Raw genomic sequence first — 26474 nt, 5'->3', positions numbered from 1 at the left:
CTCATGATAGAGGGGCGCCAAACTCAAGGCAAAGAGGGTGGGCCATGCGGGTGTTGCTGATCGGATCGGGTGGACGCGAGCATGCGCTGGCCTGGAAGATGACGCAATCGGAGCGGCTGGAAAAGCTGTTTGTCGCGCCCGGCAATGGCGGGACCCAGACAATTGCGGAAAACATCGCTCTCGATGTGACCGATCATGCGGCTGTTGTCGATTTTTCGCTCCGCGAGCGGATCGATCTTGTGGTGGTAGGCCCCGAAGGGCCTTTGGTGGCAGGTATTTCGGACGATTTGCGCGCAGCCGGAATTGCCGTTTTCGGGCCATCGAAAGTCGCCGCTCAGCTCGAAGGCTCCAAAGCCTTCACCAAGGCGTTGTGTGACGAGATGGGCATTCCCACCGCTGCGTACGCCAAATTCGATGCGCTCGAACCCGCGCTCGCCTATCTGGACCAGAGGGGCGCTCCGATCGTCATAAAAGCCGACGGCCTCGCGGCCGGCAAAGGCGTTACCGTAGCCGAAACGCTGGAACAGGCGCGGGAGGCGGTGCGCGACTGTTTTTCGGGAGCATTCGGTGCCGCGGGTGCTGAGGTGGTGATTGAAGAGTGCCTGATCGGCGAGGAAGCGAGCCTTTTTGCCATTTGCGATGGCGAGCACACGATCCTGATGCCTGCCGCGCAGGATCACAAGCGCGCTTTCGATGAGGACAAGGGCCCCAACACCGGGGGGATGGGCGCTTATGCCCCTGCCCCGGTCATGACCGACGCGATGATCGAGCGCGCTTATCGCGAGATCGTTGCCCCCGCCATCAAGGGGATGGCGGCACGCGGAACGCCGTTTTCCGGCGTGTTGTTCACGGGCCTGATGATAACCAGTGAAGGCCCCAAGCTTATCGAATTCAATACCCGGTTCGGCGATCCCGAATGCCAGGTGCTGATGATGCTGCTCGATAGCGATGTGCTCGATATTCTCGAAGCCACGGCGCATGGCACGCTCGCCAATGTTTCCCCGCGCTGGAAGCGGGAAACGGCTTTGACTGTGGTGCTGGCAGCCAATGGCTATCCGGGTTCGTACGAGAAAAATACGGTCATTGCGAATGCCGACGGGTTGGACGGCAATACCGTTCGGGTCTTTCACGCTGGAACGGTGAGAGATGACAACACCCTGCTTGCCAATGGCGGGCGGGTTCTGAATGTCACTGCGATCGGCGAGAATGTAGGCGAAGCGCGCGAGAGAGCCTATCACGCAGTCGACGCTATCGACTGGCCGGATGGATTTTGCCGACGCGATATCGGCTGGCGCGGGCTATAGCGGCAATCTCTTCTCAACTCGATGTGGCTAGACTAGGCTGACGGAGGAACCGGAGGGCCCGCAGCATGGGGACGACGAGAGATCCCAGAATCGGGATTGCGCTGGGGGGCGGGGCGGCCCGTGGACTGGCTCATATTCCCTTTATCGAAGCGATGGATGAACTCGGGCTCGTCCCGCACAGGATTGCCGGCACGTCCATCGGCGCGCTGATCGGCTCTGGTTGGGCCGCCGGGCTCAAAGGCCGCGAAATCCGTGGCCTGTCCTACGAAATGCTTGGCACCATGAACGGGCTGTTCGGGCGGCTGCTCTCCACCCAGGTCCGGTCGATGGCCAAGATCTTTCGCGAGGGGATCTCGATCCAGCTCGATCCGGTGCAGGTGGTCGACACATTTACGCCGGACGACATGCCGGAGACGTTTCAGGGGCTCAAAATTCCCTTTACCTGTGTTGCGACCGATTTCAGGTCCTGGCACCAGGTTGCCTTTCATGAGGGCGCGCTCAAGCCTGCGGTAGCCGCCTCACTGGCCGTCCCCAGCCTCTACCGGCCCGTGCATTTCCATGAGACCATTCTTGTGGATGGTGGCGTGGTCAATCCGTTGCCGCTCGACCATGCGGCTGCGGGTACTGACATTCTGATAGCAATCGATGTTAACGGCGATCCGCACGCATGGCCGGACGGCTATATCCCGACGATGCTCGATATCGGGTTCGGTTCAGCCCAGATCATGATGCATCAATTGATCGCCCATATGATCGCGGCCTATCCGCCCGACCTCTATTTCCGCCCTCACCATGTCAATATCGGTGCGCACGAATATTGGCGGGTGCGGGAGATCATCAAGGCGGGAGAGGCCGAAAAGGATCGCTTCAAACGCGAGATCACTGCGAAGGTGGAGGGATTCATCGCCGCTCAGCGAAAAATTTCCTGAGCATCTCTCCAGCGCGGCTCGCAGAAACACCGCCGATTACCTCCGGCGCATGGTGACAGGTGGGTTGGCTGAAAAACCGCACGCCATTGTCCACCGCGCCCCCTTTGGGGTCCTCCGCAGCGTAATAGAGCCGTCGCAATTTCACCTGGGCAATGGCGCCAGCGCACATGGTGCAAGGCTCGAGCGTTACATAAAGATCGCAATCGGCGAGCCGACCGGTGCCGTCGGCGGCGAGAGCTGCTCGGATCGCATTGAACTCGGCATGGGCCGTGGGATCGCCCGTTTCACGCATTGTATTGCGCCCGGTTGCAAGGACCCTGCCGTCCCGTATGATGACGGCGCCGACAGGCACTTCGCCCGCCGCAGCGGCCTCCGCAGCAAGCGCAAACGCAATTTCCATGGGATTGTCTGGCGTGGTCATGATCCGGCGCTCATATCAGCTTTGGTGCTGGCTGTCCGCCCCGTTAGAATGAGGTCAAAGGAGAATCAGCACCAATGGCTATCCGCCAGCTTCCAGACGATCTGGTCAACAAGATTGCCGCCGGTGAAGTGGTTGAGCGACCGGCCAGCGTTGTCAAGGAACTGGTCGAAAACGCGCTCGATGCAGGTGCAAAGCGCATAGCTATTACCACTGCGGCAGGTGGAAAGAGCCTGATCCGCATCGAGGACGATGGGCACGGCATGGACGAGGCCGATCTGGCGCTTTCTGTCGAAAGGCATGCGACCTCCAAGCTCAAGGATGACGGGCTGGACGATATTCGGACCCTGGGGTTCCGTGGCGAGGCGCTGGCGTCCATCGGATCGGTGTCCGATCTTTCGATCGCCTCGCGGACGCGAGAGGCGGAAACGGGGCTTAAGATATCTCTCAAACGCGGTGTAAAGTCGGGGCCTGTACCGCATCCAATCAATCGCGGCACGATCGTCGAGGTCAAGAACCTCTTTGCCGACATCCCCGCGCGGCTCAAATTTCTCAAGACCGATCGGGCCGAGACCGGCGCTATAACCGATGTCGTCAAACGCCTCGCCATGGCGCATCGCGGGGTGCATTTCGTTTTGTCGGGCACCGACAGGCAGCCGATCAACTGGCCGGCCCAGACCGGTGACAATGCAGTCCATGCCCGGCTGGCGCAGATCATCGGCGCGGATTTTCCCGAGAACGCACAACAGATCGGCTTTTCGCGCGGAGGGATCGTGGTTGGTGGACTGGCCGGGTTGCCGACCTATTCACGCGCCAATACGCTCAATCAATTCTATTTCGTCAACGGTCGTTCTGTGCGTGACAAGGTGTTACTGGGCGCCGTGCGGGCTGCCTATGCCGATTTCCTGCATCGCGACCGGTTCCCCGTCATTGCGCTATTCGTTGCCATCGATCCAGGCGAAGTCGATGTCAATGTGCACCCGACAAAGGCCGAATTGCGCTTTCGCGACCAGGGCGCGGTTCGCGGGGCGGTTATCCGGGCTATTGGTGAAGCATTGGCGGCGGCCGGATTCCGCGCATCCTCAAGCGTGGCTGAGTCGGCACTGGCCAGTTTTCGAGCCCCCACGCCGCAGGGGGAGGCTAATCCGCGGCGCAGCTTTGCCGAACCGGCCGGCGCTCCAGCGGACTACGGGGCGCCGTCGCCCCTCTTGGGACAGCAAAGCACCTTTTCACCTGGCCTCGCCGCTGAAATACGCAAATTCGACGCCCCCAGTGCCCGATATGAGCCGGTGGAGTCACCGTCGGCAGAGCAGCAGAATTTTCCGCTCGGCGTAGCGCGAGCACAGGTGTTTGAAAATTACATCGTTGCCCAGAATGGCGACGCACTGGTGCTGATCGATCAGCACGCGGCCCATGAACGGCTGGTTTATGAACGTTTTCGCACCCAGTTGCGCAGCGGTCCGGTTGCCAGCCAGCGGCAACTGATCCCTGTGGTCATCGATCTTCCAGAAGAAGATTGCGGGCGGCTCGAAGAAGCGGCACCCGTTCTTGAGAAGCTGGGCCTTTATCTCGAACGGTTCGGGCCGGGGGCCGTGGCCATCAACGAAACCCCTGCCCTTTTGGGTCAAACCGACATCGAGGGTCTCGTCCGCGATCTTGCTGATGGACTGGCGGAATGGGACAATGTGGCAGTACTCGAAGAGCGTATGGACGCGATTATCGCTCGTATGGCCTGCCACGGGTCGGTTCGTTCGGGGCGCCGTTTACGCGCTGACGAGATGAATGCGCTGTTGCGCGAAATGGAAGCCACTCCCCACTCGGGCCAATGCATTCACGGGCGCCCGACCTACATCGAACTCAAGAAGGGCGATTTGGAGCGCTTGTTCGGACGCCGATAGTCACCGCCGATTCCAACGCCATTCAGGCCGAGCGAGTGTCAGCGCTGTTGGAACGTCCATTGTCAACGTCGGCCTGCGCCGAGATCAGAAGTCCAGCAGTGGCCGCAGCCAGCGTGACCAACGCGCCGATAATGCTCAGGATGACCAGTGCCATTGTGATTGCCTCCAGCTTGCCTAATGCAGAACCAATCCGCGTCGCGCACGAGCGGTTCCTGAAAAAAGGCCGGTAGCGGCAAATTTATGGCTGGTGTGTGGCAAAGGTCACTTTCCCCGCACTCCTCCGCGCATATCTGTGTCAGGCGACTGCAAGGAAGGTGATCGCCGTATCAGCATATTCGCGACGATCGATGATCCCGGTGCCTGAGGGAGCCTCAATCGGAACCTCCCTGCGCTCTTCGAGAACGATGAGCGCCTCGGGCGCAATCCAGCCACCAGCAAGGGCGCTGGCGATAGCCTTTTCGCCCAGCCCCTTGCCGTATGGCGGGTCGGCAAAGACGAGCCCCGAGGGTTTGATCCGTTCGGCCGGCCCAAGATCCGTTGCATCGCGTTTGAGAAGCTTGGTCTGGCCGCCCACCCCAAAATGTTCGATGTGCCCGCGAATCAAGCCGCGCGCCTCAATGCCTGTGTCGATAAAGACGCAGTGCGCGGCGCCGCGCGATAGAGCTTCAAGACCAAGCGCCCCCGTGCCCGCAAAGAGGTCGAGCACATGGAGCCCCTCAAGATGGGGCCCGATGCGGCTTCCGATTATCGAAAACACGGCCTCGCGCACGCGGTCCGAAGTGGGACGAATTTCGTCCGACTTCGGTGCCTCGAGCTGTTTGCCGCGGAATTTTCCGGCGACGATGCGCATCTAGCTATTTGTCCTCTTCCGGACGTGGGCGGCGAGGCCGGTCGGCGCGATTGCCGGTTGATGGCTTGCCATCCCGGCGCGGCTGACGCGGGCCCACCGGACGATCGTTTCCAGCGTCGCGACGCGGTCCTTTCGCAAAAGGCTTTCCGCCAGGCCGATTCTGCCCGCCCGAACCTTTCGAGAACGGGCGATCAGCACCTGCACCCTCGCGCCGGGGGTCTTTTGAAAAAGGCCGATCTGCTGCTGTGCCCTCGCGGCGAGGCCCCTTGGCGAACGGACGACCCCCGCCTGCCCCATCTCTACGAGGCCCTTTCGAAAAAGGACGATCGCCACCAACGCCTTCACGGCGTGGTCCCTTGGCAAACGGCCGATCACCCCTGGCACCTTCGCGGCGCGGCGGGCGATCCGCGTCCTTGCGGAAGGGCCGATCACTACCGCTATCGGTCTGTCGCGGCCCCTTGTTGAACGGTTTGCCTCCGGACCGCTGTGGACGTTCGCCGAAAGACTTTTCGCCCCTCTCGAACCTCTTGCCGCCCGAACTGTCTCGGCGTGGCCGGTCACCGAAGCCGCCTTCATCGCGCTTGCCCTTGCGGTCACCCCCGGATGGCACAAAGCTCTGGGAGGGGCGGCCGTCGTCGAAGTGAACTGTACGGGGGGCTTCCTCGCGCCGCTCTGGGCGCTTGAAATCTGGGCGCTTGCGCAAACCGCCGAAGCGATCACGCTCGGTGGGCTGGCTTTCGCGCTGAGGAGAGCGCCGGCGCGGCTGGTTGGGTTCTTCGGCGACTGGAGAATCAAAATCGGCGCCTGCGCTTTCGGCCAGGCGTTTGCCGAGCTGATCCTGAAGAATGCGCGATTTGACTTTCTCAACCGAGCCGGTCGGCAGATCGCCGAGTTGGAATGGGCCATAGGAGAGCCTTATCAGGCGGTTGACCTCCAGGCCGAGCGCTCCGAGGACGTTGCGGACCTCGCGGTTCTTGCCCTCGCGCAGGCTCATGGTAATCCAGACATTGGAGCCGCTGGTGCTGTCGAGCACGGCTTCAATCGGTCCATAGTCCACGCCTTCGACCGTCGTTCCGTTGGCAAGCGTATCGAGCTGCTCCTGGGTTACCGAGCCGAAAGCACGGGCGCGGTAGCGTCGCACCCAGCCGGTTGCAGGCAACTCGAGTGTGCGCTTGAGGCCGCCATCGTTGGTGAGCAGCAACAGACCTTCGGTGTTATAATCGAGCCGTCCGACGGTCAGCACGCGCGGCAGGCCCAGCTTTTCGAATTCCGAAAAAACCGTCGCGCGGCCCTCGGGATCCTTTTCGGTGACCATGAGGCCCGCGGGCTTGTGGTACAGCCAGAGCTGGGTTGCCTGCTTGCGGGCCAAAGGCTTGCCATCGACGGCGATCGTATCGCTTTCGATGACATTGAAGGCGGGGGTCTTGACCGGGCTGCCATTGACCGCGATGCGACCGGCAGTAATCCAGGCCTCGGCATCGCGGCGCGAGCAGACGCCAGCGCGGGCAATGACCTTGGCGAGGCGCTCGCCGGACGGGGGTGGGGCTTTCTCGCTCATTGGAGCGTCTTCTTTCAATCTGGAGCTATCAAAGCAAAGCGAGGCCAATGGCCCCGCCTTGAACATTTTTCGGTATTACGCGCGAAATCAGCGTGACGCTGCGGCGCGTACATCGGGCGGACAGCGAGGATCGGACAGAGTGACAAGGTCACCATTGGCCGCCTCGCATATAAGTTGCTGGCCCGCCACCGTCTGGAAATACTGTTCGGGCGGAAGATAGATGTTGCGCTCGGTCATGCCCTGGGCATTGCGATAGGCCGCCATGCGCGCAGCGAGCTGGCGGGCTTCGGGCTCGGTCAGCGGACGGCCCGATGTGGCGCCCGATGACAGCACGCGTCCGGTCCGTAGCGCCTCAAGATCGGCAGTGGTGAGGCCAGTCGTATCGATGGTCACAGCGCCCGAATCCTCGGGAATGACTGCCGTTGACTGGCTGGGGGGCGGTGGGGTGGCGCCCGATGCCGGAAGCACAAGCGGGCTGCGCTCACCCGAAACCATCGGCTTTTCTTCACGCGGCACGATGCCCACGCCCTGCAATGTCGAGCGCATCACTTCGCGCTCAAACGTCAGGGGATCGGTGAGGGCATTTGTGCCCTCGACGGTGGTGCAGGCCGCGAGCGCCGAGGCTGCTGCGACAGCAAGAAATGTCATACGCAACAGGGGTTTAGCCCTGCTCCTGCTTGTTACAACCATACCCATAGACGTCTCGACCACCCTGATGATCCCTGATTTTCGTGGGGTTATAGCCCATTGGCGGGCGTAAGGCCAGAATTTGGCCGATTTACGATTTGGTTTCCGGTTCGGTCCGGGGGCGGAGGACGTCGACGATGAGCGCGATGACGCCTATGGAAATGGCCATGTCGGCGATGTTGAAGACATAGGGGAAAAAGCTCAGCGAGAAGAAATCGGCGACTGCCCCGTAAACCACGCGGTCAATGGCGTTGGAGAGGGCGCCGCCGATGGCGAGGGCGATGCCGATGCGGGTGAGGAGGGAATCTTCCTTGACCCACCACCAGCCGAGCGCGACCATCGCCAAGCCCATGACAAGCAACAACATTTCCGGAGGCAGGCCGCCCATCAACCCGTAGGAGATGCCGGTATTCCAGACGAGGGTGTAGTCAAAAAATGGCGCTATTTCAATAACTTCTCCGCCCGTCCAGCCGGCCATATCGACCTGCAGATATTTGTGCAGGCGGTCGAAAATCAGGACGTCCAGCCCGAGGAAAAAGCTCCACAGGACCGATGGTTTCATCAAGAAATTCATACGCTTAGCCCTGCGGCCACCCGCTCGCGCATGGCCTGGGCATCGCGGGGTGTCAGATCGGGATATTCAGGGTCCGAACCGACCTCGGGCGAGACCTTCCATGAGCGCGCGCAGCGGGTTCCCTCGGCCCTGGCGAAGGCCACCTGGACCCCCGGCACCTCGTCCAAACTAAAGAATTGTTGGCTCGAAAATGTATGGAGTTGAGTGGAAATTGCCGACACAATGCACAATTCGGCGAGATCGTGAGTTTCGACCGCTTTTGCGAGTTCGGGATCGGTAATGGCGACGATGGGCGCGGCCTCGAGCGAGGAGCCGATCACCTTGTTCTTGCGCTCGATTTCGAGCGCTCCGGTGACCACCCGACGCACGGCACGGATCTTTGCCCATTCTGCCGCCAAGCCATCGTTGCGCCATTCGGAGGGCACCTCGGGGAAGGTACGGGCGTGGACGGACGAGGTCTCGCCCGGGTTCCGCTCGAGCCAGACTTCTTCCATCGTGAAGACCAGCACCGGGGCCAGCCATGCGGTGAGGCAGGAATAGAGCTGGTCAAGGACGGTCAGGGCCGCCTTGCGCTTTTGCGAGGAGATCGGATCGCAATAGAGCGCGTCCTTGCGGATGTCGAAATAGAACGCCGAGAGTTCGAGGTTCATGAAATTGGCGATGGTGTTGACCACGCGCTTGTAGTCATACGCCTTGTAGCCGGCGCGCACCTCGCCATCGAGGACGGCGAGGCGGTGCAGGATGAGTTTTTCGAGCTCGGGCATATCGGCATAGGCGACTGCCTCCTCGGGCTTGTAATGGGCAAGGTTACCCAGAAGCCAGCGGAAGGAATTGCGCATCTTGCGATACATCTCGACGGTGTTGGCGAGGATTTCATCGCCGATGCGGTGATCCTCGGCATAGTCGATGGTCGCGGCCCACAGGCGCAGGATGTCGGCGCCGAACTTCTTGATGATGTCCTGGGGGGCGATTGTGTTGCCCAGCGATTTGGACATCTTGAAGCCGTTCTTGTCCATGGTGAAGCCATGGGTCAGGACGGATTCGTAGGGCGCAAAGCCGTTTGTGGCGCAGCTTTCGAGCAGCGAGGAGTGGAACCAGCCGCGATGCTGGTCGGAGCCTTCGAGATACATGGAGGCGGGAAATTTCAGGTCCGGCCATTTTTCCTTGTTGCGCAGAACGAAGGCATGGGTGGAACCTGAGTCGAACCAGACGTCGAGAATGTCGGTGACCTTGGTCCAGTTTTCGGTGTCCGGCACGTCGTTGCCGAGGAAGCGCTGTTTGGCGTCCTCGGCAAACCAGGCGTCGGCCCCCTCTGCGTTGAAGGCGGCAACGATGCGGGCGTTGACGGCCTCGTTCTTGAGGATTTCACCGGTTTCAGAGTTGACGAACACGGTGATCGGCACACCCCATGCGCGCTGGCGGGAGAGCACCCAATCGGGGCGATCGGCGATCATCGAGCGCAGGCGGTTCTGGCCGGCGGGGGGGACGAATTTTGTGGCGTCGATGGCGGTCAAGGCGCGGGTGCGCAGGGTGTCGGGCCCGGAGTTCGTTGCGAAGGCCCCCTCACCCCAACCCTCTCCCCCAGGGGAGAGGGAGTCAGCGGGGGAGGCGGATTTGAGGGTTTTGCCCTCAAGGTCCTTGTCCATATAGACGAACCATTGGGGGGTGTTGCGGAAGATGATGGGTTTTTTCGAGCGCCAGGAGTGAGGATACTGGTGCTTGAGGCGACCGCGCGCAAAGAGATTGTTTGCGGCGATCAGGGCGGTGATGACGCGCTGATTGGCGTCGCCCTTCTTGCCCTTGTCGTCGATGACGCGTGCGGGACCGCCTTCGGCATCGGGGCCGAAACCGGGGGCGTCCTTGGTGTAAAAGCCTGCGTCGTCGACGGTGAAGGGGATCGTCGTGTCGATGCCCTTTGCGGCGATGTCGCGGCCCTTGGCCATCCAGATTTCAAAGTCGTCCGCGCCGTGACTAGGGGCGGTGTGGACAAAGCCCGTGCCGGCGTCGTCGGTGACATGATCGCCATCGAGCATGGGTACGAGGAAATCGTAGCCGCCACCGAAACCGCGCAGCGGGTGATGGAGCGTCATGGCGCCGAGTTCATCGGCACTGACATCTGCCAGGCGTTTGAAGGTAAGCTTTGCCTTTGTCGCGCTTTCTTCGGCGAGGTTGTCGGCAAAGATCAGCTTTTCGCCGGGCTGAGGGCCGAAATCATTCTCGGCGGATTGAACTTCGTAAAGGCCGTAGGCGATGCGCGAGGAATAGGAGACGGCACGGTTGCCGGGGATGGTCCATGGGGTGGTGGTCCAGATGACGACCGAGGCATCCAATAGCTTTTCCTCTGGCGCCTGGTCGGCCCAAAGCTGTGTAGCCACCGGGAACTTCACCCAGATCGCGTCGCTCTCATAATCCTGATATTCGATCTCGGCTTCGGCAAGGGCGGTGCGTTCGACCACGGACCACATAACGGGCTTGGAGCCGCGATAAAGCTGGCCCGACGCTGCGACCTTCATCAGTTCGGACGCGATGGTGGCTTCGGCGTCGAAGCTCATGGTGAGATAGGGATTGGCCCAATCGCCATTGATGCCGAGGCGCTTGAATTCGTCGCGCTGGACATCGACCCAGTGCTCGGCAAAGGTGCGGCATTCGGCGCGGAATTCGTTGACCGGCACTTCGTCCTTATTGAGGCCCTTGGCGCGGTATTGTTCCTCGATCTTCCATTCGATGGGCAGGCCGTGGCAGTCCCAGCCCGGCACATAGGCGGCATTGTAGCCCAGCATCTGCATGGAGCGGGACACAAGGTCCTTCAATGTCTTGTTGAGCGCGTGGCCGATATGGATGTTGCCATTGGCGTATGGCGGGCCGTCGTGGAGCGTGAATTTTTCACGATCACGGCTCTGCTCGCGCAGCATTTTATAAAGGTCCATATCCTCCCAGCGCTTGAGCCATTCGGGCTCACGCTGGGGCAGACCGGCCCGCATGGGGAAATCGGTCTGGGGCAGGAACAGGGTGTTTGAATAGTCGCGCTCGGTGGTCGCGCCCGGTTGCGTGTCGGTCATAAGAACTCGCGGAAATCTTCAGTCATGAGATCGGGACCGCTTTTAACAGCGGTGGCGGAGGATTGCCAATGGGTTTGGCGGCAGGGTGCGAAGCGATCACGGCCTCTGAGTGTACTGGATCCCGGCTCGGGGCCAGGACGACAAGTGAGAGTGCTGCAACCAACGAGATTTAGCCGAAAGACCCATCGACAAAGCCCAGGGCGGCGTCCAGCTCGGAGAGCGGGCGGGCCTGGGCGGTGATAATTCGCGCTGTCGCCGTGTCCTTGTCCATCTGTTCTATGAGCGCGGTGAGACCATCGAATGTCATCTGCCCGCGGATGAAACCGAGAAGGGAAATGTCGAGGCTCTTGCCATAGATGGTGCGGTCGAAATCGAAAATGAAGGTCTCGAAGGGCGGCCGGGTGTTGTTAAACATCGGCTTGCCATAGGCGGCGACACCATCGAACACTTCGCCATCGAGCCCGATCTTGACGGCGTAGACGCCCTGGGCAAGCCCGAATGTGTCGGGCACGGCCATATTGGCGGTTGGATAGCCAAGCTCGCGGCCGCGCTTGTCGCCTTCGATGATCGTGCCGGAAAAGAAGTGGTGATAGCCAAGAAGGGCGTTGGCGGTTTCGACATCGCCGCCGGCAAGGGCATCGCGGACGCGCGATGACGATACCGGCTCGGTGCCATCATCGAGCATGGCACAGACTTCAACCGAGAAGCCGTGCTCTTCGCCCTGCGCCAAAAGGAAATCGGGCGTGCCGGCCCTGCCCTTGCCAAAATGGAAATCGGCGCCGACGACAACGCCGGAAACCTCGAGCGCGTCGAGCAGATAGCGCGCGACGAAATCGCTCGCTTCGACAGAGGCCAGATCGCGGGAAAACTCCATGAAGGCTACGGCATCAAAGCCCAGCGCCTCGACAAGACCGGCTTTCTGATCGGCATAGGTCAGGCGATACAGAAAGGGCTGCGGCGCGAACACGTCACGCGGGTGCGGCTCGAAGGTCAGGACCAGCGCCGGAACGCCCTTTTTTTCCGCCATGGCGCGGGCGGCGGCAAAGACCTGCTGATGCCCGCGATGGCAACCATCGAAATTGCCGATGGCGACCACGCCGCCCCTGAGGGCAGGTGGAACAGCCGAAAGGCCATCGAGTCGGGCGAAATTTTTGCCTGCGGTCATATTGGTCTGGATCGTTTCGTCGTGCTTCCTTGACGGAAGTTTGGGTGAGGCCACGCAAAGTCGGGCGGAAACTGCCTTTTTGTTGGTGCGATTGCAAGAGCGGAAGATCAGGCCGTCTGGCTGATAAAGCGCCAGGCCCAGGCGGGGCGCGGTTCTGCCGTCGCGGGTTCGCCAAAATCGACGAGGGGATAGGAAGCGAGCGGTTCCATGCCATCGCGCGGGAGGTGTTTGCGCCCGATGTCTCCGACGTAGATCTGCCGCCCCGCATCCAGACAGCGATCAAGGAAAGGCACGACACGCGCGGCCAGCGCGCTTTCGTAAAACAGATCCCCGACGAGCACGATTTCCGCCTCCGGTGCGGGGCCATCGAGAAGGTCGGCGTGTTGGGTCCGGACAGCTACCGAATTGAGGGCGGCGTTAAGCTCTACGGCGGCGACGGCGTTTGCATCGGTATCACAGGCCAGGACCCCATCGGCCCCGCTGAGTGCTGCCGCGATGGCGAGAAGGCCCGAACCGGTACCCAGATCAAGAACCGTTTTGTCCGCGACAATTTCGGGATTGGCCATGATGTGGCGGGCCAGAACCAGCCCACCGGGCCAGCACCAGGCCCAATAGGGTGGCACGCCGTCGCGCGCCAGCTTCCAGACCCCGCTTTGCGGGACGGCAAGGTGGAGCCGGATATCGGGCAGGCCCGGTACCGGAGCGACGGGAAGACTATCGGTGATGAACCGGGTGGCATCTATAGCGGGTGCCTACCAGACCAGCCGGGGCATGAACCCGACCATGTTGGCGCGGGAGACCGAGACGAAATCGGATACCCGGCGGGCCGGTGGATCGTTGAACGCATCGAGTTCGGCGGCGTGGATCGAGCCGGTGATGAACAAAAGGTCGATACCGAACTGGGCGGCCCCCATCGCATCGGTGCGCACGGAATCGCCGATGGCGAGAATCTGGTTTTTCTCGAAGCGCTGACCCGCAGCTTCATCGGCCAGGGCCTTGGTCTGCTCATAGATGGGATTGTAAGGCTTGCCGGCCATCATCACCCTTCCGCCGATGTCCTCATAGGCATCGGCCAGCGCACCGCCGCAATAGACGATACGATCCCCCTCCTCGACGACCTTGTCGGGGTTGGCGCAGATGAGCGGCAGATTGCGGGCCTTCCAGATGGCCATGCGGTCGGCGTAATCGGCGGGGGTGTCGTCATCGGTATCGAGATCGGTAACCGCGACGGCGGTCGCCTCCTCGTCTGAGCCGAAGGTGAGATCGAGGCCTTCGAACAAGATATCATCGACAGCGGGGCCGACCCGGGCGACGGTGCGGCCGCGCCAGTTCTCCAGCAGGGTGCGCGTGGCATCGCCAGAAGAGACGAGCGCGTCGTAAGCATCGCGCGGGATATTCATGGCGTCGAGCTGGGCGATAATGGAGGCGCCGGGCCGGGGGGCGTTGGTGATGAGCACGACGCGGCCACCGCCGGCGCGGAACCGACTCAACGCTTCGACGGCGCCCCAGTGCGGAGTGACGCCATTGTGCAGCACGCCCCAGACGTCAGAGAGAATGGCCCCGTATTGCGCGGCGAGGCTGGAAAGACCGGGAGTGGGACCGGTGAGAGCGGGCATGGGTTTCCCTTGAATCGAAATCGGACTCTTTGGTTTGTCGCGTGTCCGAACCGACAAAGTGGTATCCACTTTATCCGGACACGCCTGGAGCATTTCAGCGCTTCTTTGAATCGCTTCAATTGCTCCAAGTCTTTGTTTGTCGCGTGTCCGAACCGATAAAGTGGTATCCACTTTATCTGGACACGATCTAGCGCGCCGCGGCCCGGCGCAGACTGTCGTCGCCCTCATCGCGCAGATCGGCCCGCAGAGGCGCAGTTTCGCCCATGACCGGCCCCTGCGCGAGCCTTATTCCATCGTCGAGCAAGGCGAGGATTTCGCTTTCGGCCTCAAGGTCGGTGACAACCAGATTGATGCCGAAGCGCTTTATATAATCGTTGATGTCGGAAGAATGGAAATCGGTGAGCGCGGTGGGCGTCTTGAGGAAGGCGCGGGCGCCGACGGAAATGTAGCGGACGCCTTTTTCAGCCAGGCCGGCGAAATCGAGACGCAGCGTTGTCGCATTGCGCAGGGCGACGAGCACGCCCTGCTGCACGAGACTGGCCAGCCCATCCGATTGGGGGCGCGAAAGGCCGGCCCATTCCTCGTAATCGAGGGCAAAGACGATATCGGCGTTTATGGCGCGGTTGGCGGCAAGAAGGATCAGGGTCTGATCGAGCGCGGGCTTGTCGCCCAGGCTGGCCGGAGAAATATCGACAAGGATGCGCACGGGATCGCCGTTGAGACGTGCCCGGCGGACGATGCGGATGGCTTCCTCGGCGCACAGGCGATCGATGCGGCGCAGAACGACCGTGCCCTCCCCGGTGGGGATGGGCATGTATTCGGGCGGCTCGGCCAAACGCCCTTCGACATCGAGCCGGGGCACGAGGTCCAGGGCGTGAACCTTGCGCTGGGGCAGCGTGAAGATGGGGCGGGCGTGGTGGACCAGATGCCCCTCGTCGAGCGCGCGTTTGACGATATCGAGGGCGATGGTGGGCGCGCGGCGGCTTTCCGGCTCGGCCGTGGGCGCGCGATCTTCCCTCTGGACCGGGGTTGAGGCGGCCTGGGCGGTTTCGAGATCGGACACCGCCTCGGCAACCTGGCGGACCACGGTGCCCAGCACGCTCATATCGGCTTCGATGACATCGAGGCGCGGGCCGAGTTCGAGATCGACGAGGGCGTTGACGCGCTGGCTGAGGACCTGGCCGGCCTTGGCATCGGTGGCCAGGAGCCTGCCCATTTCCTCAACGCCCTGTTCGAGGCGCCTGAAGGCGCGGCGGCGGGCATTGCGTTCCTCGATCATGGCACCGCCCACGATGATGACGAGCGCCAGAAGCCCGGCTTCAATGGGGGTGAGGCCGAGGGCAAAATAGGCCGCTGCGCCGATGGCGACGCCGCAAACCCCGATAAAGATCAGCACCAGATTTTGCACCCGGCTCAATGCCCCCTGCGGGAATCAAATTCTGCTTTCATTTAAAGGTTTACCACTCCCTCTGGCGACTAAAAAGCGGGGGTGCCAACCCTTTGTTTACCCTAATGGATCGATAATGACTCATTGAGTTCAGCCTTCATCTGGCAAGGAGTAACCGCCTGATGCGTGATGGAACCCCGTCGGACGCAGATGTGAATCTGTTGCTGATCGAACGTTCGCCCGAGAGGGCGCGTGCGACCATGTCCGCCATTTTCGACCAATGGGGTCAGGGTATCACGCTTGTGCACTGCTCGAGCGGCCAGCAGGCGCTGCGCAGTCTCAAGACAAAGCGCTTCGACGTCATTCTGGCGGAGACCGAAAGCCTCGAGGGCCTTTCGGGCGATGAGGAAGCGGCGTTCGGCGCGCTGGCAAATGCGTCCGATGGCGCGCTGATCATCGCGCTTTCCGATGGTGGATCGGTTTCGCTGGCGGTTGCCGCCATGCGGGCCGGAGCCCATGATTATCTGGCATTGCCGGTTTCGGGCCCGGTTCTGGCCTCGCGGCTTGGTGAATTGGGCCAGCGCCACGGCAAGGCGCGTGCCATGGTGTGCGACACGCTGGCCGAACAGCGTCCGGACTTCGAGGGGTTCGTGGGGACGACGCCGCAGATGCAGGCGATCTACGACCAGATCCTGCGGATTGCGCCATCGGCGGCGCCGGTGTTCATCACCGGCGAAAGCGGAACGGGCAAGGAAGTGACCGCCGAAGCGCTGCACAAGCGCAGCCCGCGCGCCAAAAGGCGGTTCATTGCCATCAATGCCGGCGCGATTCCGCGCGAATTGATGGAGTCCGAGGTGTTCGGTGCGGTCAAGGGTTCTTATACCGGTGCGCATGAGGACCGCATGGGCGCCATCGAAATGGCCGATGGCGGCACGCTGTTTCTCGATGAAATAGGCGAAATGGACCTCGCGCTGCAATCGAAGCTTCTGCGGTTCCTGCAGACGGGCACGATAACGCGGGTCGGGGAATCGGTGTCTCGACCCGTCGATGTGCGGGTGATCTGCGCGACCAACCGCAATCCGATGCAATTGGTGAGCGAAAAGAAGTTCCGGGAAGACCTGTTCTATCGTCTGCACGTCCTGCCGATTCACCTGCCGCCCCTGCGGCAGAGGCCGGGCGATATCATGCCGCTGGCCCAGAGCTTTCTTGCGAGCTTCGCCAAGGAAGAAGGCAAGGGATTTACAGGCTTTGCGCCCGATGTCGCCGATCTGTTCGTGGCGCGCGAATGGCCGGGCAATGTGCGCCAGCTCCAGAACCTCGTGCGCCGCGTCGTCGTCATGTTCGATGGGGGCATGGTCACCGCTCAGATGGCGCTGGCCGCCGATATCGAATCCCGGGATGCCTATGAGGTCTCCGTGCTCTCGAACGGGTCGATGCCCGATATCCTGCCCATGTGGCAGCAGGAGCAAAAGATCATCGAAGATGCACTGGGAGCGTTTGGCGGCAATATCGCCCGCGCCGCCGCAGCGCTCGAGATCAGCCCCTCGACGATCTATCGCAAGCGGCTGGGCTGGGAGCGGGCCGGAGCGGCGTAGCCGCCTACACCGCGAGCGGCACTATGGACATGCCGATGGAGAGCCTGTCGCCCACGGTAATGCCGTGTCTTTTGCGCACCGCAACCTTGAGCGGCAGGAGATAATTGCCGTCCTTGGGGAAAAGCGAGGTGGTGAACGCCACCCCATCGATGGTCGCAGTCACCGGAATGACGCCCCAACCGTAGCTCGCCAGTTTTGCGGCGGCGCGGATGTCGCCGGTGCAATCGGAGGGGATGGGCGCAAAGAAGAACGGGGCCGGGCCGCGCCACTCAACGAGCTCTGCCTCAAAATTCAGCTCCAGCATGAGCACCCTTTCAAAGGGGGTTATACCCCTGGGCATAATAGACCTGGATATTGCCCAGTTCGGTCACATCATTGCGCGCAATGGATACGGTGCCCAGGTGTTCGATGCTGTCAAAATCGTCCGAATATGCGTCGGGTACGCGATCGGCATTGGGGGTCTGGGCGACGATATAGGCGTTCCAGCCGACATGATCCTGCCTGTCGAAATTGAATTCGAGATTGCGGGGGTCGTTGCCGAAACAGGCCAATGGCAGGCGGCCCGATATCTGGGTGTCGATGTAGCCGCAATCAATCCAGTTGGTGCCGGCGATGAACAGTTCGCCCTGTCCGAAAGCGCCCCGCTCATCGAGCGCCTCGCCCAGTTCGGTCCATGGAAGCTGAAGTGCCGTCGGGTCTTCCCAATCTCCCGGGAACACGGCCCGCGCCCATCCGGTTGCGGCGTGGGAGACCAACAGCGAAAGGATGACGAAGGTGGCTATGGCCGAGCCGAACAGCCAGGTGCGTATGGCCCTGCCGTCCCGGTCGGCTGCCCAGGCGCCCATAAGCATGAACAGCATGAGATAGCCCGGTGCCTGCCAATGGAAATGGAACTGAGTGTCCGACCAGAGCGCGACGAGCGTGAAAAAGATGACGATGGGCCAGCCGATATAGGCAAAGAGCGCCGCCGCACCCGGCTCGGCACCCGAGGGGAACTGACCGCGTGGTCCGGCGGCCAGCGCCCTGCCTCCGACATAGAGCGCGGGAATTGCCAGCCATGGGACCATATAGAGCAATTGTCCCCATATCATGCGGATCAATCCGTCCCAGCGCAGCCCGGCATTGGCCTCGACCGCCCTGCCCCCCTGGAAGCCGAAGGAAACCCAATCGTTGTGCGCGTTCCAGATCAGAACCGGCGAGAAGATGGCAAGCGCGATCACCAGCGCCAGCCACGGTGCGCGATGGGTCAGCCAGCGGCGCTGGGTGGAATTGGCAAGGATGAACAGGCCGGTTCCAGCCACGAGAAAGGCTGCATGATATTTCGAAAGGAATGTCAGCCCGAGAAACAGCCCGGCAAGGCTCCAGTAGAGGAAGGGCCGCTGGGCTCCCCTGCCAAAGAAAATCTCGATCAACACACGCGTTGTGGCGAGCCAGAACAACACCATTGGTGCATCGGGCTGGGTCCATGAGCCGATCGACAACGAAAACAACACGCAGGCATTGACGATCAGCGCCGCGTAAAAGCCAGCGATGGGGGAATGGATGGATCTGACGATGTCGAAAACCAGCCAGGTCGAGACGGCGAACATCACAATGAAGGGAAGCCGGACGATGAGAAGGTTGTCCGATCCGGTCAATTGCAGGGTCGCCCAGATCGTCCAGAGCGAAAGGGGCGGCTGATCGAAATAGCTCAGGTGAAACTGGCGGGCCGAGGCAAGGTAGTAGGCCTCTCCCGTACCCCAGCCGACAAGAAACCCGCCGATCAGCCGCAGGATGAAGGTGGCGCCGATAAGGATCAGCGTGGCCTGAGCGGGAGAAAAGGGGCCGATACGCGGGGAATCAGCGGACATTACAAGCTCCAGTCGATGCACCCGGGAGATATCGGCTCCGCCGCCAGTTCCCTTCCAACTTCCGCAAGACGGGAGATGCCGGGCGGGGATTTTGGCATGTCAGCATATGCATCGTCACCGCCAGGTAAAAATGCGGGTGACGGCATAGTTGAAGACCACGCTCATCACCGCGCCGGCGATGCCGGCGATTATGAAATTGGCGATATGGGCTTCAAAAAGCACGCTGGCCACCGAGACGTTGGCGAGGGTTCCAAAGCTGCACACGAGATAGAAACTCAAAAGCCCGGTCCAGAAACGGCGGCCACGGAGCTTCTTGTCGGCGTAAGTCAACTCGTTGTTGAGCAGGTAGTTGGTGGTCATCGCGACAAGCGTCGCGAGCAACTGGCTGTTGGCGAAATTGAACCCGAAGACTTCGAAGGCCAAAGTCAGCACCGAAAGATGGACCACGACGCCTGAGGCACCGACCAGGGAAAACAGCAGAAAACTGGTGGGCAGGATACCGCGGGAGATCTGCGACACGATAAGGCCCAGGAACTGGGCCACGACCAGCGCGCTCATCTTGCTTTCTCCGGCAAATCGCGGGCGAAACGTGTAGGGCACTTCGGTGATGACCAGCTTGCGCCCGAGCTGCCGGTTGCCGGTGGCGATGATGTCGAGCAGGATCTTGAAGCCTTCGCGCGACAGGCGCGGCACGATCTGGTTGAACAGCGACCGGCGTAAAAGGAAAAAGCCGCTCATGGGGTCCGACAGGGCCTTGCCGGTCAAGATGCCTGAGAGCCGCGTCGCCAACTGGGAGCCTTTCTGGCGGCTTGCCGAGAACCCGTCCTGGGAGCTGCCCTCGCCAGTATAGCGCGAGCCGACCACGATATCCGCACCGTCCCGGGCCCGTTCCAGCATTTCGGGCAGGATGGCCTCGTCATGCTGATGGTCGGCATCGATTACCGCTACAAACTGGGCGGCGGACGATGCCATGCCTTCGATGCACGCCGATGACAGCCCGCGTCGCCCGATGCGATGAATACATCTGACATGGGATTTTTGCGCCGCTATCTGCTTGGCGAGATCGGCGGTGCCGTCGGGGCTGTTGTCATCGACGATGATAACTTCAAAGGTGATGCCGGCGAGTGCAGCCTCGAGCTTTTCGATAAGCGGCGCGATATTTTCCCGTTCGTTGAAGGTGGGAACGATGACTGAAAGGGTGGGCGGCACCCAAGTCCGCGCGGACGTGTTTTCCTGATCTGTCATTGTCTCGTCGTTTTATGTCCGCATGATCGCCCATGGCCGGGCGCGCACTCGAATAACAAGCCCTTGCCCCGGATGCAAAATTTTTTGCAGGTCGTGTTCTTGACTCCGCTCCCCCGCCCTCCTATCTCGTCCGGCATGCTGTTAGCACTCTCGATGGCAGAGTGCTAACAGCAGAGGCAATTGCATCTCAACACCACGTTCCAAAGGAGCGACCATGAGCTTCCGTCCCCTGCATGACCGCGTTGTGGTCCGGCGCGTCGACAGCGAGGAAAAGACCGCTGGCGGCATCATCATTCCCGACACCGCCAAGGAAAAGCCCTCCGAAGGCGTCATCGTTTCCGTGGGCGCCGGCGCCCGTGACGACAGCGGCAACATCGTTGCCCTCGACGTCAAGGCCGGCGACCGCGTGCTGTTCGGCAAGTGGAGCGGCACCGAAGTCAAGATTGGCGGCGAAGACCTGCTGATCATGAAAGAGTCCGACATCATGGGCGTGATCGAAGGCTAATCGTCCGGTCGCGTTTCCAGGCCCTCAGTACCGGGTTTTAAGGAAACGCCCGTTCAGCCTTCTCCCGTCTTTTCAAATACCAACCGGAGCACACTTACATGTCCGCCAAGGAAGTAAAGTTCTCGACCGATGCCCGCGACAAGATGGTCCGCGGCGTCAACATCCTGGCCAATGCGGTCAAGGTGACCCTGGGCCCCAAGGGCCGCAACGTCGTCATCGAAAAGTCGTTCGGCGCCCCGCGCATCACCAAGGACGGCGTGACGGTTGCCAAGGAAATCGAACTTGAAGACAAGTTCGAAAACATGGGCGCACAGATGCTGCGCACCGTGGCCTCCAAGACCAACGACATCGCCGGTGACGGCACCACGACTTCGACCGTTCTGGCTCAGTCGATCGTCAACGAAGGCGTCAAGGCCGTCGCTGCCGGCATGAACCCGATGGACCTCAAGCGCGGCATCGACCTTGCCGTGACCGAAGTGATCTCGAACCTGGCTTCCAAAGCCGTCAAGATCTCCAACACCAGCGAAGTCGCCCAGGTCGGCACGATCTCTGCCAATGGCGAAAAGGCCATCGGCGACATGATCGCCAATGCCATGCAGAAGGTCGGCAACGAGGGTGTCATCACCGTCGAGGAAGCCAAGACCGCAGAAACCGAACTCGATGTCGTCGAAGGCATGCAGTTCGATCGCGGCTACCTTTCGCCCTATTTCGTGACCAACACCGAAAAGATGATCGCCCAGCTCGATGATCCGCTCATCCTGCTGCACGAAAAGAAGCTCTCGAACCTGCAGGCTCTCCTGCCCGTTCTCGAAAGCGTCGTTCAGTCCAACCGTCCGCTGCTCATCGTTGCCGAAGACGTCGATGGCGAAGCGCTGCCGACCCTCGTCGTCAACCGCCTGCGCGCCGGCCTCAAGGTTGCTGCCGTCAAGGCCCCGGGCTTCGGCGACCGCCGCAAGGCCATGCTCGAGGACATCGCCATCCTGACCGGTGGCCAGGTCATCTCCGAAGACCTCGGCATCAAGCTCGAGAACGTGACGCTCGACATGCTGGGCACCGCCAAGCGCGTCGAAATCTCCAAGGAAAACACCACCATCGTCGATGGCGCGGGTTCCAAGGAAGACATCGAAGGCCGCGTCAACCAGATCAAGGCGCAGATCGAGGAAACCTCGTCGGACTACGACAAGGAAAAGCTGCAGGAACGCCTTGCCAAGCTGGCTGGTGGCGTTGCCGTGATCAAGGTCGGCGGTTCGACCGAAGTGGAAGTGAAAGAACGCAAGGATCGCGTCGATGATGCGCTCAATGCAACCCGCGCTGCGGTTGAAGAAGGCATCGTTGCCGGTGGCGGCGTTGCGCTGTTGCGTGCTTCGAATGCGCTGACCGTCAAGGGCGCCAATGCCGACCAGCAGGCCGGTATCGCCATCGTCAAGCGCGCCCTGCAGGAGCCGATCCGTCAGATCGCCAACAACGCCGGCAATGAAGGCTCGGTCGTCGTGGGCAAGATCCTCGACGAATCCTCGGACACCTTCGGCTATGACGCCCAGACCGGCGAATATGGCGACATGATCCAGATGGGCATTATCGATCCCGTCAAGGTCGTGCGCACCGCGCTCGAAGACGCCGCATCGGTTGCCGGCCTTCTGGTCACCACCGAAGCCATGGTTGCCGAGCTGCCCAAGGAAGCAGCGCCTGCAATGCCCGCCGGCGGCGGCATGGGCGGCATGGGCGGCATGGATTTCTAAGCCTAGCCGCTTAGATTTCTTCGCTCACGGGCCGTACCTCTTTCGGCCGGGCGCTCTTTGCGCCTTAAAGAAAAAGAATTGGGACCTCTCCAGGGTCTCGAACGGGAAGGGCAGCGCTTCGGCGTTGCCCTTTTCGTTTGGGCATCTTCCCGTTCGATCTTTCTTGTACGGCTTTGTCGGCGCCTGCCAAGGCAGGCTTGCACGCCGCGCGCGGGAAGGGCAGCGCTTCGGCGCTGCCCTTTTCGTTTGGGCATCTTCCCGTTCGATCTTTCTTGTACGGCTTTGTCGGCGCCTGCCAAGGCAGGCTTGCACGCCGCGCGCGGGAAGGGCAGTGCTTCGGCGCTGCCCTTTTCGTTTGGGCGCTTTGCGTTTGGACGCTACTCGTCCATCAGGACGGTGAAGCCGCCCCAGATCATGCGCTTGCCGTCGAACGGCATGTCCATGCCGGACATATCGGGGTCGTCCATCATCTTCTTGTTGACCGCATCGCGGGTGGCCTTGTCGGGATATTCGATCCAGCTGAATACGACGGTTTCATCATCCCTGGCTTTGACGGCGCCCTGGAAATCGGTGAGCTCGCCCTTGGGGATGTCGTCGCCCCAGCATTCGACGTGGCGGGTGGCGCCGTTCCTCTTGAAATAGGCGGCCGCTTCCTGGGAGTGCTTGAGATAGACTTCCTTGTTGGCGGTGGGGACCGCGGCGACGAATCCTTCGATATAGGGCACGATAATTCTCCTGTTGTTTCCAACCCGGGGTTGCAGGCTACAGGATAAAGACGAAGAACCCGGCATCGATCCGACATGGCTGCCGGATTTCTTCGCGCCGTGGCAGACCGTTTATGGAAAGAACAGGAGCTTTACCGCGAGGATGATCGAGACGACGATGACCAGGGGACGGATGATTTTGGCGCCGTAGCGGATGCCGGTGATGGCGCCGAGATAGCCGCCGAGGACCTGGCCGCAGGCCATGACGATGGCGACTGGCCAGACGACGTCTCCGGCGATGATGAAGAACACGAGGGCGGCGAGGTTGGAGACGACGTTGAGAATCTTGGTGTGGGCCGAGGCGCGGGCCGCCGAGAGGCCGAACAGGGCCACGAAGGCCAGCATGAAGAACGAGCCGGTGCCCGGTCCGAAAAGGCCATCGTAAAAGCCGATCGCGAAGGCGAAGGCGGGAAGGAAGGTTGAAAATTTGAGGCGGGCGGCGCCGTCGATGTCCTTGATCGAGGGCGAGAAAGTGAAATAGAGCGCAACGGCGATCACCGCGACAGGGATGAGCACTTCCAGCGCCGAGGTATCGACCTGCTTGACGATGACAGCGCCGAGCAGAGAACCGGCGAAGGCAGCGCCGATGGACGGGACCAGCGAGAGGATCGAGACGTAGCCCTTACGCCAATAGGTCCAGGCGGCGATCGTGGTGCCGACGATGGACTGGGCCTTGTTGGTGGCGATGGCGCCGAGTGGCGGCAGGCCGGCCCAGAGCAGCGCTGGAATGGTGATGAGGCCGCCGCCGCCGGCCACAGCATCGACAAAGCCGGCAATGACGCTGACGCCGCCGAGCGCGACAAGTACCCAGATATCGTACACGGAAAACTCGTTGTTGAATGGTGGCGCTAGCTGGCACGAAGTTGACCGATTTGCAACCGGACCGGGCATGCTGCCAGGCAGCACTGTATCCAAATCTACGAACAATCTGTCGGCGGCAGGTGGATTTTTCAAACGATGGTCATGGGGCAATGTCCAGTCATTGCAAATCACAACCGGATACGAACGATATGACTTCGCTTCAAACCTATCTTCCCACCGCGGGCCGTATTTTTCTGGCCCTTATCTTTATTCTCGCCGGCTTGAGCAAAATCCCGGCTATCGAGGGCAATGTGGGCTATATGGAGATGTTCGGCGTGCCGGGCCTTCTGATCTGGCCGACCATCCTTTTGGAAGTCGTTGGGGGCATCATGCTGGCGATCGGGTTCAAGGCCCGCTGGGCGGCGGCGGCACTGGGTGCCTTCTCGCTGGTTGCAGCATTGATCTTCCACACCGACTTTTCCAACCAGATGGAAATAACCAATTTTCTCAAGAACGTCGCCATCACCGGCGGCATGCTTTACGTCATCGCCTTCGGGCCGGGTGCGCTGGCTGTCGACGCCCGCAAGTAAGCGCGATTGCCGCAAACGAAAAAGGGCCGCGCGAGCGGCCCTTTTTCATGGCTGGAAGCGGGTGGCGCCGATGGCGTCGGCCAGCCGGGTGAGGACAGCCAGCTTGCCGTCGTGCCATTGGGCGTTGCGGGCGACCAGAAGCAGGGATTCGCTCTTAAGCATCACACCGTCCTCGAGGATGCGCAGGCCGTTGGCCTTAAGCGTTGCGCCGGTCGAGGTGATATCGACGATGAGGTCGGCAGCGCCCGAAGCGGGAGCGGCTTCGGTGGCGCCCAGGCTTTCGACGATCCGGTATTCGGCAATGCCGTGCGCCGCGAAATGGCGGCGGGTGAGATTGACGAATTTGGTGGCGATCCTGAGCCAGCGGCCGTGACGGGCACGGAAATCGGCGGCCACATCTGAGAGATCGTCCATTGTGGTGACGTCGATCCAGGAATCGGGGACGGCGACCACCGCATCGGCGCGACCAAAACCGAGGCGCTTGACGATCTCGACCTGCTGGGGGCCGGTTTCGGCGGTTTCGTGGATCAGATCCTCCCCGGTAATGCCGATATCGATGGTGCCGCGAATCAATTCGCGAGCGATCTCGGAGGCCGAGAGGAAGCGCACGACCACATCGGGCATGGCGGCCATTTCGCCCAGATAGGAGCGCGCGCCGCCGGGGCGCTCGATGGACAGGCCGGCTTTTTCAAAAACCGCTATCGCCTCTTGTTGAATGCGGCCCTTGGAGGGGAGCGCGAGCATGATCGAACTCATGGGCGAACCTCTGCTGAACCTTCCTCGTCGCGGAATTGCTGCGAAAAACCGGCATCCACTTTTTCGCATTCCGCTTCCAGTCGATCCACCCAGACGGCGCAACCGACGGCGGGGATATCTTCGGACGCGCCGAGGCGTTTGAGCAGGCGGTCATATTGTCCGCCCGAGACGAGCACCAGCCCCCCTGCCCCGGTCACCTCGAAGGTGATGCCGGTGTAATAATCGAGACGCGGGGAAAAGCCGGCATCGAAAAGGATCGATTTTGCTTTCAGGCCATCACGCAATTGATCGACGCGACGGCTTGCGCCGTGCAACGCCGGGGACAGATCGATGCCGGTGGACTGGCCGAGCGCGCCAATTGCCGCGAGCGATTTGTCGGCGGGGCCGGAGATGGCGAGATAATTGCGCAGCAGGTCGATTGTCGGGCCCGGAACGTGCTGGGCTTCGAGCGCCTGCTTTTCGAGATAGCGGGCGGCGATTTCCTCGGGCGTGCGACTTTCGGTGAGGCTAAGACCGTTGGTGAGCATCAACTCGCCCACCCAATCGGCAATGTCGTTGGCTGGCAGGCCGGCCGGTCCGGCCATGGGGGGGCGGGGATCGGCCAGACGGTCGAGCAGGGCAGACATGGCTTCGGGGTGGCCGAAGCGGGCGCGGACGCGGGGGCGCCAGACCTCGGGCATGTCGCAAGCGGCGAGCACGGTTTCGAACAGGTCGATATCGCCGATGCGGATATTGGGGGCTGTGACGCCATAGATATCGGCGACGGCACGGGCAAAGCCGATCACCTGATCGAGCGCGGCATCGGCATCGGGGAGCGCCAGAAGTTCCATGCCGCCCTGATCGAACTGGGCGGGACCATCGGTGCGCTGGCGGAAGACAGGGCCAAGATAGCCATAGGCGGCCGGCGTGGCGGCGCCATTGGCGATGTGCTCGATGGCGATGGGCAGGGTGAAATCGGGGCGCAGGCAGAATTCGGAGCCATCCATGCCTTGCGTGAGGATCATTCGCGCGCCCAGTTCCTCGCCCGCCAGATCGAAATAGGCGGCTGGGGAAACCAGGATCGGTGGCGCGGCAAGGGTGACGCCGGGGGCAGAGACGAGGGCTTCCAAAGCGGCGCGGCGGGCGGCGGCGGTCATGGGCGGGCTCCGGAGGTCGCGGCTGGCGCTGAGCCCCCCTCATCCGAC

At 61.6% G+C, this 26474-nt stretch carries 25 protein-coding genes; 7 read left to right on the top strand and 18 right to left on the bottom strand.

Annotated elements, in window-relative coordinates:
* Window positions 1–44: 44 nt before the first annotated feature.
* The gene (purD, locus tag KKY_RS02285; RefSeq protein ID WP_014129669.1) at window positions 45–1304 is read left to right on the top strand and encodes a phosphoribosylamine--glycine ligase; all 1260 of its coding nucleotides are present in this window, start codon (window positions 45–47) and stop codon (window positions 1302–1304) included.
* A gap of 65 nt (window positions 1305–1369) precedes the next feature.
* Window positions 1370–2233: a patatin-like phospholipase family protein gene (locus KKY_RS02280; RefSeq protein ID WP_014129668.1), complete on the top strand. Its 864-nt coding sequence runs from the start codon at window positions 1370–1372 to the stop codon at window positions 2231–2233.
* On the opposite strand, the gene KKY_RS02275 is transcribed toward KKY_RS02280, so the two are convergent.
* Complete coding sequence (locus tag KKY_RS02275; protein WP_014129667.1) at window positions 2205–2654, bottom strand: nucleoside deaminase; 450 nt, start codon at window positions 2652–2654, stop codon at window positions 2205–2207. The genes KKY_RS02280 and KKY_RS02275 overlap by 29 nt on opposite strands.
* A 74-nt stretch (window positions 2655–2728) precedes the next feature.
* Between KKY_RS02275 and mutL the strand changes: the two genes are divergently transcribed.
* The gene (gene mutL / locus KKY_RS02270) at window positions 2729–4549 is read left to right on the top strand and encodes a DNA mismatch repair endonuclease MutL (protein ID WP_014129666.1); all 1821 of its coding nucleotides are present in this window, start codon (window positions 2729–2731) and stop codon (window positions 4547–4549) included.
* Between the two features lie 22 nt (window positions 4550–4571).
* Here the strand turns inward: mutL and KKY_RS20935 are convergent, their stop codons facing one another.
* The 10 genes from KKY_RS20935 to KKY_RS02225 all read right to left on the bottom strand — a co-directional run bounded on the left by KKY_RS20935 (window position 4572) and on the right by KKY_RS02225 (window position 15466).
* Window positions 4572–4703, bottom strand: a complete 132-nt coding sequence (locus KKY_RS20935; RefSeq protein WP_014129665.1) for a hypothetical protein — start codon at window positions 4701–4703, stop codon at window positions 4572–4574.
* 141 nt (window positions 4704–4844) lie between these two features.
* On the bottom strand, window positions 4845–5399 hold the full coding sequence (rsmD, locus tag KKY_RS02265) for a 16S rRNA (guanine(966)-N(2))-methyltransferase RsmD (RefSeq protein WP_014129664.1): 555 nt from the start codon (window positions 5397–5399) through the stop codon (window positions 4845–4847).
* A gap of 4 nt (window positions 5400–5403) precedes the next feature.
* Complete coding sequence (locus KKY_RS02260; RefSeq protein WP_014129663.1) at window positions 5404–6957, bottom strand: pseudouridine synthase; 1554 nt, start codon at window positions 6955–6957, stop codon at window positions 5404–5406.
* Between the two features lie 87 nt (window positions 6958–7044).
* On the bottom strand, window positions 7045–7605 hold the full coding sequence (locus KKY_RS02255; protein WP_041528527.1) for a hypothetical protein: 561 nt from the start codon (window positions 7603–7605) through the stop codon (window positions 7045–7047).
* A 130-nt stretch (window positions 7606–7735) separates the two neighbouring features.
* A complete protein-coding gene (gene lspA, locus KKY_RS02250; protein ID WP_050811630.1) occupies window positions 7736–8206 on the bottom strand; it encodes a signal peptidase II in 471 nt (156 codons plus the stop codon).
* A gap of 8 nt (window positions 8207–8214) precedes the next feature.
* Entirely contained in the window at window positions 8215–11277 is a 3063-nt protein-coding gene (gene ileS, locus KKY_RS02245; RefSeq protein ID WP_014129660.1) for an isoleucine--tRNA ligase, read from the bottom strand.
* A 169-nt stretch (window positions 11278–11446) separates the two neighbouring features.
* A complete protein-coding gene (locus KKY_RS02240) occupies window positions 11447–12442 on the bottom strand; it encodes a bifunctional riboflavin kinase/FAD synthetase (RefSeq protein WP_041529003.1) in 996 nt (331 codons plus the stop codon).
* Between the two features lie 107 nt (window positions 12443–12549).
* Window positions 12550–13065: a class I SAM-dependent methyltransferase gene (locus KKY_RS02235; RefSeq protein WP_014129658.1), complete on the bottom strand. Its 516-nt coding sequence runs from the start codon at window positions 13063–13065 to the stop codon at window positions 12550–12552.
* Window positions 13066–13194: 129 nt separating this feature from the next.
* Complete coding sequence (locus tag KKY_RS02230; RefSeq protein ID WP_014129657.1) at window positions 13195–14058, bottom strand: TIGR01459 family HAD-type hydrolase; 864 nt, start codon at window positions 14056–14058, stop codon at window positions 13195–13197.
* A gap of 187 nt (window positions 14059–14245) precedes the next feature.
* The gene (locus tag KKY_RS02225; protein WP_014129656.1) at window positions 14246–15466 is read right to left on the bottom strand and encodes an EAL domain-containing protein; all 1221 of its coding nucleotides are present in this window, start codon (window positions 15464–15466) and stop codon (window positions 14246–14248) included.
* Window positions 15467–15627: 161 nt separating this feature from the next.
* On the opposite strand from KKY_RS02225, the gene KKY_RS02220 reads away from it, so the two are divergent.
* Window positions 15628–17040 carry a sigma-54-dependent transcriptional regulator gene (locus tag KKY_RS02220; protein ID WP_139304953.1) on the top strand — a complete coding sequence of 471 codons (1413 nt, stop codon included), beginning with the start codon at window positions 15628–15630 and terminating at the stop codon, window positions 17038–17040.
* Between the two features lie 4 nt (window positions 17041–17044).
* Here the strand turns inward: KKY_RS02220 and KKY_RS02215 are convergent, their stop codons facing one another.
* The 3 genes from KKY_RS02215 to KKY_RS02205 all read right to left on the bottom strand — a co-directional run bounded on the left by KKY_RS02215 (window position 17045) and on the right by KKY_RS02205 (window position 20135).
* Window positions 17045–17344, bottom strand: coding sequence for a DUF1905 domain-containing protein (locus tag KKY_RS02215; RefSeq protein ID WP_014129653.1), 300 nt, complete (start codon window positions 17342–17344; stop codon window positions 17045–17047).
* 10 nt (window positions 17345–17354) lie between these two features.
* Entirely contained in the window at window positions 17355–18890 is a 1536-nt protein-coding gene (locus KKY_RS02210) for a glycosyltransferase family 39 protein (RefSeq protein WP_014129652.1), read from the bottom strand.
* 114 nt (window positions 18891–19004) lie between these two features.
* On the bottom strand, window positions 19005–20135 hold the full coding sequence (locus KKY_RS02205) for a glycosyltransferase (protein ID WP_050811629.1): 1131 nt from the start codon (window positions 20133–20135) through the stop codon (window positions 19005–19007).
* Between the two features lie 214 nt (window positions 20136–20349).
* Between KKY_RS02205 and KKY_RS02200 the strand changes: the two genes are divergently transcribed.
* A complete protein-coding gene (locus tag KKY_RS02200; protein WP_014129650.1) occupies window positions 20350–20640 on the top strand; it encodes a co-chaperone GroES in 291 nt (96 codons plus the stop codon).
* 98 nt (window positions 20641–20738) lie between these two features.
* Window positions 20739–22379, top strand: a complete 1641-nt coding sequence (gene groL / locus KKY_RS02195; protein WP_014129649.1) for a chaperonin GroEL — start codon at window positions 20739–20741, stop codon at window positions 22377–22379.
* A 377-nt stretch (window positions 22380–22756) separates the two neighbouring features.
* Here the strand turns inward: groL and KKY_RS02190 are convergent, their stop codons facing one another.
* Window positions 22757–23104 carry a DUF1428 domain-containing protein gene (locus KKY_RS02190; RefSeq protein WP_014129648.1) on the bottom strand — a complete coding sequence of 116 codons (348 nt, stop codon included), beginning with the start codon at window positions 23102–23104 and terminating at the stop codon, window positions 22757–22759.
* 111 nt (window positions 23105–23215) lie between these two features.
* Complete coding sequence (locus tag KKY_RS02185) at window positions 23216–23965, bottom strand: TSUP family transporter (protein WP_014129647.1); 750 nt, start codon at window positions 23963–23965, stop codon at window positions 23216–23218.
* Window positions 23966–23982: 17 nt separating this feature from the next.
* On the opposite strand from KKY_RS02185, the gene KKY_RS02180 reads away from it, so the two are divergent.
* Window positions 23983–24534 carry a DoxX family protein gene (locus KKY_RS02180; RefSeq protein WP_338090940.1) on the top strand — a complete coding sequence of 184 codons (552 nt, stop codon included), beginning with the start codon at window positions 23983–23985 and terminating at the stop codon, window positions 24532–24534.
* Between the two features lie 45 nt (window positions 24535–24579).
* Here KKY_RS02180 and hisG read toward each other — a convergent pair whose 3' ends face one another.
* Complete coding sequence (gene hisG / locus KKY_RS02175; protein ID WP_014129645.1) at window positions 24580–25290, bottom strand: ATP phosphoribosyltransferase; 711 nt, start codon at window positions 25288–25290, stop codon at window positions 24580–24582.
* Window positions 25287–26426, bottom strand: coding sequence for an ATP phosphoribosyltransferase regulatory subunit (locus tag KKY_RS02170; protein WP_014129644.1), 1140 nt, complete (start codon window positions 26424–26426; stop codon window positions 25287–25289). Before KKY_RS02170 ends, hisG begins: the two co-directional genes overlap by 4 nt.
* Window positions 26427–26474: the final 48 nt, after the last annotated feature.

The organism is Pelagibacterium halotolerans B2, from assembly GCF_000230555.1.
Taxonomy (GTDB): domain Bacteria; phylum Pseudomonadota; class Alphaproteobacteria; order Rhizobiales; family Devosiaceae; genus Pelagibacterium; species Pelagibacterium halotolerans.
This window is presented reverse-complemented; position numbering and strand designations above follow the sequence as displayed.

Coding starts and splice junctions, on each gene's coding strand:
- KKY_RS02180 (WP_338090940.1), top strand. CDS start 23,983: ATGGTGGCGCTAGCTGGCACGAAGTTGACCGATTTGCAACCGGACCGG.
- lspA (WP_050811630.1), bottom strand. CDS start 8,206: ATGAAACCATCGGTCCTGTGGAGCTTTTTCCTCGGGCTGGACGTCCTG.
- KKY_RS02220 (WP_139304953.1), top strand. CDS start 15,628: ATGCGTGATGGAACCCCGTCGGACGCAGATGTGAATCTGTTGCTGATC.
- KKY_RS02240 (WP_041529003.1), bottom strand. CDS start 12,442: ATGACCGCAGGCAAAAATTTCGCCCGACTCGATGGCCTTTCGGCTGTT.
- groL (WP_014129649.1), top strand. CDS start 20,739: ATGTCCGCCAAGGAAGTAAAGTTCTCGACCGATGCCCGCGACAAGATG.
- rsmD (WP_014129664.1), bottom strand. CDS start 5,399: ATGCGCATCGTCGCCGGAAAATTCCGCGGCAAACAGCTCGAGGCACCG.
- KKY_RS02275 (WP_014129667.1), bottom strand. CDS start 2,654: ATGACCACGCCAGACAATCCCATGGAAATTGCGTTTGCGCTTGCTGCG.
- KKY_RS02200 (WP_014129650.1), top strand. CDS start 20,350: ATGAGCTTCCGTCCCCTGCATGACCGCGTTGTGGTCCGGCGCGTCGAC.
- KKY_RS02280 (WP_014129668.1), top strand. CDS start 1,370: ATGGGGACGACGAGAGATCCCAGAATCGGGATTGCGCTGGGGGGCGGG.
- KKY_RS02230 (WP_014129657.1), bottom strand. CDS start 14,058: ATGCCCGCTCTCACCGGTCCCACTCCCGGTCTTTCCAGCCTCGCCGCG.
- KKY_RS02255 (WP_041528527.1), bottom strand. CDS start 7,605: ATGACATTTCTTGCTGTCGCAGCAGCCTCGGCGCTCGCGGCCTGCACC.
- KKY_RS02205 (WP_050811629.1), bottom strand. CDS start 20,135: ATGACAGATCAGGAAAACACGTCCGCGCGGACTTGGGTGCCGCCCACC.
- hisG (WP_014129645.1), bottom strand. CDS start 25,290: ATGAGTTCGATCATGCTCGCGCTCCCCTCCAAGGGCCGCATTCAACAA.
- KKY_RS02170 (WP_014129644.1), bottom strand. CDS start 26,426: ATGACCGCCGCCGCCCGCCGCGCCGCTTTGGAAGCCCTCGTCTCTGCC.
- KKY_RS02215 (WP_014129653.1), bottom strand. CDS start 17,344: ATGCTGGAGCTGAATTTTGAGGCAGAGCTCGTTGAGTGGCGCGGCCCG.
- KKY_RS02210 (WP_014129652.1), bottom strand. CDS start 18,890: ATGTCCGCTGATTCCCCGCGTATCGGCCCCTTTTCTCCCGCTCAGGCC.
- KKY_RS20935 (WP_014129665.1), bottom strand. CDS start 4,703: ATGGCACTGGTCATCCTGAGCATTATCGGCGCGTTGGTCACGCTGGCT.
- KKY_RS02260 (WP_014129663.1), bottom strand. CDS start 6,957: ATGAGCGAGAAAGCCCCACCCCCGTCCGGCGAGCGCCTCGCCAAGGTC.
- purD (WP_014129669.1), top strand. CDS start 45: ATGCGGGTGTTGCTGATCGGATCGGGTGGACGCGAGCATGCGCTGGCC.
- ileS (WP_014129660.1), bottom strand. CDS start 11,277: ATGACCGACACGCAACCGGGCGCGACCACCGAGCGCGACTATTCAAAC.
- mutL (WP_014129666.1), top strand. CDS start 2,729: ATGGCTATCCGCCAGCTTCCAGACGATCTGGTCAACAAGATTGCCGCC.